At 32.5% G+C, this 5916-nt stretch carries 6 protein-coding genes; 5 read left to right on the top strand and 1 reads right to left on the bottom strand.

The window, feature by feature from the left end:
- Positions 1-918, bottom strand: a 918-nt coding sequence (locus tag L6Q46_RS12235) for a DegT/DnrJ/EryC1/StrS family aminotransferase (protein ID WP_291284541.1), incomplete at its 3' end; no start/stop codon positions are given.
- A gap of 270 nt (positions 919-1188) precedes the next feature.
- On the opposite strand from L6Q46_RS12235, the gene L6Q46_RS12230 reads away from it, so the two are divergent.
- The 5 genes from L6Q46_RS12230 (at position 1189) to L6Q46_RS12210 (ending at position 5771) form a co-directional block, all read left to right on the top strand.
- Positions 1189-2442, top strand: a complete 1254-nt coding sequence (locus tag L6Q46_RS12230) for a glycosyltransferase N-terminal domain-containing protein (protein ID WP_291284542.1) — start codon at positions 1189-1191, stop codon at positions 2440-2442.
- Positions 2442-2891: a GNAT family N-acetyltransferase gene (locus L6Q46_RS12225; protein ID WP_291284540.1), complete on the top strand. Its 450-nt coding sequence runs from the start codon at positions 2442-2444 to the stop codon at positions 2889-2891. The genes L6Q46_RS12230 and L6Q46_RS12225 overlap by 1 nt, the downstream gene beginning before the upstream one ends.
- Before the next feature lie 10 nt (positions 2892-2901).
- Positions 2902-5055, top strand: coding sequence for a S46 family peptidase (locus L6Q46_RS12220; protein WP_291284539.1), 2154 nt, complete (start codon positions 2902-2904; stop codon positions 5053-5055).
- A 163-nt stretch (positions 5056-5218) separates the two neighbouring features.
- Complete coding sequence (locus tag L6Q46_RS12215; protein WP_291284538.1) at positions 5219-5425, top strand: hypothetical protein; 207 nt, start codon at positions 5219-5221, stop codon at positions 5423-5425.
- A 118-nt stretch (positions 5426-5543) separates the two neighbouring features.
- Positions 5544-5771 carry a hypothetical protein gene (locus tag L6Q46_RS12210; protein ID WP_291284537.1) on the top strand — a complete coding sequence of 76 codons (228 nt, stop codon included), beginning with the start codon at positions 5544-5546 and terminating at the stop codon, positions 5769-5771.
- Positions 5772-5916 lie beyond the last annotated feature (145 nt).

Here is a 5916-nt window from a genome sequence, read left to right as displayed (position 1 = left end):
TAATAAACCATCGCGTTTTCCGTTTAAAATTCGGATTACATATTGATGAAATACGTGACAATCACAAGATTCACAAATAGTTGGAGCCCAAATATTAGGATTCACTCCCAAAGCCAAACTATATTTTCTCGCAGCATCTTGACGTGCTTTGTTGTAAGCATTCAAATGTGGTAATTTCGCTTTTAAAACTCCAGCTTGAATACTATCTAAACGAGAATTCACACCTACTACATCATGATGATATCTTTCGTACATTCCGTGGTTTACGATTCCTCTGATTTTGTGTGCTAACGCATCATCATTAGTAAAAATCGCTCCACCATCTCCATAACAACCTAAATTTTTAGATGGAAAAAAGGATGTTGCTGCAACATGTCCAATTGTTCCTACTTTCTTTTTAGAACCATCTTTTGAAGTATAATCAGCTCCAATTGCTTGTGCATTATCTTCGATAACGTATAAATTATGTTCTTTGGCGATTTCCATAATCGCATCCATATTAGCAGCGCGACCAAATAAATGTACGGGAACAATTGCTTTTGTTTTTGGCGTAATTGCTTTACGAATTCCGTCTAACGAAATGTTCATATTGTTCATATCCACATCTACTAAAACTGGAGTTAATTGCAATAACGCAATTACTTCAACCGTAGCAGCAAATGTAAAATCAGCAGTAATAACTTCATCTCCTGGCTTTAAATCTAATCCCATCATGGCAATTTGTAACGCATCGGTTCCGTTAGCACATGGAATTACGTGTTTTACACCCAAATATTTTTCTAAATCTGCCTGAAATTGGTGAACCAAAGGTCCGTTGATGTATGTATTCGTATCTAAAACCTCTTGAATAGAAGCATTTACTTCTTCTTTTATTTTTTCGTATTGACTTTTTAAGTCAACCATTTGTAATTTTCTCATAATTGAAATTTTCTGTTAGCAAAATTACTAATTATCTTTTGATGTAGTTTTTTTTCTGTTGAAAAAATAAAGAATCAAACAAGAAATTAATGTTGTAATTAGTGTACTTATTAAAGATCTATTATTGATTTCATCCTCAAAGAGATATTTTTTTACTAATAAATTAATCACAAAAAACACCACTGCAAAAACTCCTGTTTGAATCGAAAATAATTTCATATTTTTTTTATTTGATGAAACAATTGTACTTTTATGACCTTAATTAAAGGCATGAATCAAATATATAATTTAATTGTAATTATAGCTGCACAATTGCTGAAAATAATTGCGCTTTTTAGTCCGAAAATGAAACTTTTTGTAGATGGACGAAAATCGGTTTTTCAAACTTTGTCTGATAAAATTCAAACTTCGGATAAAACGATTTGGTTTCATGCAGCTTCTTTAGGCGAATATGAGCAAGGCTTACCCGTAGTTGAAGCAATCAAACAACAATTTCAAAATCATAAAATTGTGGTTACATTTTTTTCGCCTTCGGGTTATGAAGTTCGAAAAAACAATACCGTTGCTGATGTTACGATTTATTTGCCTTTAGATACGATTTCGAATGCGAAACAATTTATTAAGTTAGTTCATCCCGAAATGGCATTTTTCATTAAATACGAATATTGGCCAAACTATTTAAACGAACTAAAAAACCAAAATATAAAAACCTATTTGATTTCTGGAATTTTACGAGAAAATCAAGCGTTTTTTAAATGGTATGGCGGATTTTATAGAAACGCCTTAAAAACATTTGATTACTTTTTTGTACAGAATGAAAGTTCAAAAACACTTTTAAAAAGCATTGGTTTCAATAATGTAAAAGTTTCTGGCGATACGCGTTTTGATCGTGTGGTTTCAATTTTAGAACGTAATAATTCATTGGATTTTATCGAACAATTCAAAGACAACAAAACTACAATCGTCATCGGAAGTTCTTGGCCAAAAGATGAAAGTTTATTGGTGAATTACATCAATCAGAGTACAGATGATGTGAAATTTATTATTGCTCCGCATAATATAAAACAAGAGCAAATTTCAAATCTCAAAAATCAAATTCAAAAGAAAACGATTTTATATTCGGAAAAAGATGAGATGCTGAAACAAGTTCAGCATGACAAAATAGAGACTTTTCAGGTTTTCATCATCGACACCATCGGAATTTTAACCAAAATCTATTCTTACGCCGATATTGCTTATGTGGGTGGTGGTTTTGGAAATCCTGGTGTTCACAATATTTTAGAACCCGCAACTTTTGGAGTTCCGGTTGTGATTGGTCCAAATTTCTCGCATTTTGTTGAAGCTACGGCATTAGTCAATATGGAAGGTTGCATATCGATTCAGAATCAAAACCAGCTCAATGAAGCTTTTGATTTGTTACTTCACAATGAAGACGAACGATTAGAAAAAGGGCACATTTGTAGCACATTTGTTCAAATGAATAAAGGAGCTACGCAAACGATTATGAATCATATTTTGGACTAATGACAACATTCAAACCATTAGAAATTTCAGACATTTCAATCATCACTCAAATGATGCAAGATTTCTATGCGATTGACAATTATCCGATGGATGTTGAAGTGGCTAAAACTTTATTTCAAGAATTTATTTCTGATGAACACCTTGGAAAATCTTGGTTAATTTATTCCGAAAATGAAATTGTGGGTTACATCATTCTCACTTTTATTTTCAGTTTTGAATATGGCGGAAAAATTGCTTTTGTAGATGAATTATTCATCAAAGAAACCGCTCGCGGAAAAGGTTTTGGAAAAGAAGCGATTCAATTTATTCAGCAAGAAGTTCCTAAATTATCGTTAAAATTACTGTATTTAGAAGTCGAACCGCACAACGAAAACGCACAAAAATTGTATCTTGCACACGATTTTGAACTTCACAATCGAAAATTAATGAAGTACAAAGTCATTAAATAAAATTATACCTATGAAATTTTTAAAATTACTACTTGTTTTAGTTGTTTTCCAAGTTCAAGCGCAACAAGGAGGCATGTGGATTCCTTCGTTATTGAAAGGAACCAACGAAAAAGAAATGAAAGCTTTGGGAATGAAAATTAGTGCCGATGATATTTATTCGGTAAATAATTCCAGCTTAAAAGACGCCGTTCCCCATTTTGATGGCGGTTGTACAGCGGAAATGATTTCTCCAAAAGGGCTTTTATTAACTAATCACCACTGTGGTTATGACAACATTCAAAGTCATTCTACTGTTGAACATGATTATTTAACGGATGGTTTTTGGGCTTACAAAATGGAAGAAGAATTGCCAAACAAAGATTTAACTGTAACGTTTATCATCAAAATTGAAGATGTAACTACAAAAATTTTTGAAGGTGTTTTAAATCTTCCTTCGGAAAGTGACAAACAAAAGAAAATCCAACAAAATATCGCGGCTTTAAATAAAAGTTATTCAAGAGAAGCTTGGCAAGAAACGATGATTCGTGCTTTTTACGATGGAAATCAATACTTATTATTCGTAACTGAAACATTTAAAGATGTTCGTTTAGTAGGTGCGCCACCAAGTTCAATTGGAAAATTTGGTTCGGATACTGATAACTGGGTTTGGCCTCGTCACACTGGAGATTTCTCTTTATTTAGAATTTATGCAGACAAAAACAATCGTCCTGCTGAATATTCAAAAGACAACGTTCCTTACACTCCAAAACACTTTTTCCCAGTTTCCGCAAAAGGAATTCAGGAAAACGATTTCACCATGGTAATGGGTTATCCAGGAAGAACTCAGGAGTATTTACCTTCATTCGCCGTTGAACAAATTGTAAATGATTTGAATCCAGCTAAAATTGAAATTCGTGATGCCGCTTTAAAAGTACAAGATGGTTTCATGAGAAAAGACAATGCGATTAAAATTCAATACGCGTCTAAGTATGCTGGAGTTGCGAATTATTGGAAAAAATGGATTGGTGAAACTAAAGGTTTGAAAAAATCAAATGCGGTTGCTGTTAAAAAAGATTTCGAAAAGAAATTCCAAGAAAGAGTTAACAAAGCAGGAAAACAAGCAGAATACGGAACAATTTTAGCTGATTTCGAAAAGAACTACAAAGACATTAGAGAGTATGCTATTGCAAGAGATTACTTTACGGAAGTTGTTTTACGTAATTCAGAAATTTTATCTTTTGGATACCGTTTGTACCAATTAGAACAAGTGTATAATACTAAAGGCGAACAAGCTTTCAACGATAGAAAAAACAATTTAATTTCAGGATTTGAAGGTTTATACAAAGATTACAGTGCTCAAGTTGACGAAAAAGTCTTCGAACAATTAATCAATTTGTATGCTACGAAATCCCCAAAGCAGTTTTTACCAGAAAGTTTAAACAATGTTAATGCTTCAGCTTTAACAACAAGTGTTTTTGGTTCTTCAAAATTGACTAGCTTTAATGGCTTGAAAGAATTATTGAACGGTGATGCTAAATCAGTTTTAGAAAAATTAAATCAAGATAAAGGCTATCAATTAGTAAAATCGATTGCGGATAGTTACCAAAAAAATGTGGCACCTAAGTTTGATGAAATCAATTTAAAAAACATCGCATTACAAAGAACGTACATGAAAGGAATTATGGAATTCTTCCCTAACGATAGAATTTTCCCTGATGCCAACAGTACATTACGTGTAACGTATGGAAAAGTAAAAGGATATAAACCAAGTGATGCAGTTATCTACGAACCAGTTAGTTATTTAGATGGAGTTATCGAAAAATATATTCCAGGAGATTACGAATTTGACGTTCCAAAAAAATTAATCGATTTGTATAACGCAAAAGATTACGGAAGATACGCGGATAAAAACGGAAAAATGCCATTAGCGTTTATTGCTACTAATCACACTACTGGTGGAAACTCAGGAAGTCCAGCATTAGATGCGAAAGGAAACCTTATCGGATTAAACTTTGATAGAGTTTGGGAAGGTACAATGAGCGACATTTATTACAGTCCAGAAATATGTAGAAACATCATGGTTGATGCGCGTTATATTTTATTTGTGATTGATAAATTTGCAGGAGCTAAAAACCTTATCGAAGAAATGACGATTGTTTATCCTAAGTCTCAAAAAGCCAAATAATTACAAATATTTTTAAAAATAAAAAGTTTGGCACGCCATTTGAAATAAAGCATTTCGGAATCCAGAGAAAAAAAATTAAAAAAAATGTCTAAAAACATTTTGACATGTCAAAAAATTTATATCTTTGCTCCGAATTAATAATTAACCTTTATAATTTAGTAAGATGAAAAAAGTTGTTTTAAGTTTAGCAATTGTTGCTGCTATGTTCGTTTCTTGTAAAGAAAATGCTGCTGAGGAAACTCCAGCTGTTGACTCTACAGTTGTTGAAACTCCAGTTGAAGAGGCTGCTCCAGTAGCTGATACTACTGCTGTTGATTCTGCTGCTGCTCCTGCAGAAGCTGCTCCAGCTGAAGCTGCTCCAGCAAAATAATTATTGCTAGAACAAAAAAATCAAGCTCCACCATGTGGGGCTTTTTTTTGATATCTTAAAAAAATCAGAGTTAAAAACTATATTAAAATAAAATTCTAACCTTTAAAAATTAAACAAAATGAAAAAAGTTGTATTAAGTTTAGCAATTGTTGCTGCTATGTTCGTATCTTGTAAAGAAGCTACTGAAAACGCTGAAGCTACTGTAGATTCTACAGCTACTGCAATTGAAGAAACTGTTGAAACTGTAGTAGATTCTACAGCCGCTGTAGTTGACTCTACTGTAACTAAAGTTGAAGAAACTGCAAAAACAGAACTTAAAAATGCTGAAGAAGTTATTAAAAAATAATTTAAAATTATTTTTTAATAAAAAAGTCCCGCAATGCGGGACTTTTTTATTCTGAAGATCCAAATATATCTTCCGCAGAAGAAAAGTCTAAAACCTCAGCTTTATCTGCATATTTCACAATCTCATCTATTCCTTTTTGAAGCAA

It is taken from the genome of Flavobacterium sp., assembly GCF_023151265.1.
Taxonomy (GTDB): Bacteria; Bacteroidota; Bacteroidia; order Flavobacteriales; family Flavobacteriaceae; genus Flavobacterium.
This window is presented reverse-complemented; position numbering and strand designations above follow the sequence as displayed.

What these genes read in the sequence shown, in the direction of transcription:
- L6Q46_RS12230 (WP_291284542.1), top strand. Translation starts at nt 1,189, where the DNA reads ATGAATCAAATATATAATTTAATTGTAATTATAGCTGCACAATTGCTG.
- L6Q46_RS12225 (WP_291284540.1), top strand. Translation starts at nt 2,442, where the DNA reads ATGACAACATTCAAACCATTAGAAATTTCAGACATTTCAATCATCACT.
- L6Q46_RS12220 (WP_291284539.1), top strand. Translation starts at nt 2,902, where the DNA reads ATGAAATTTTTAAAATTACTACTTGTTTTAGTTGTTTTCCAAGTTCAA.
- L6Q46_RS12215 (WP_291284538.1), top strand. Translation starts at nt 5,219, where the DNA reads ATGAAAAAAGTTGTTTTAAGTTTAGCAATTGTTGCTGCTATGTTCGTT.
- L6Q46_RS12210 (WP_291284537.1), top strand. Translation starts at nt 5,544, where the DNA reads ATGAAAAAAGTTGTATTAAGTTTAGCAATTGTTGCTGCTATGTTCGTA.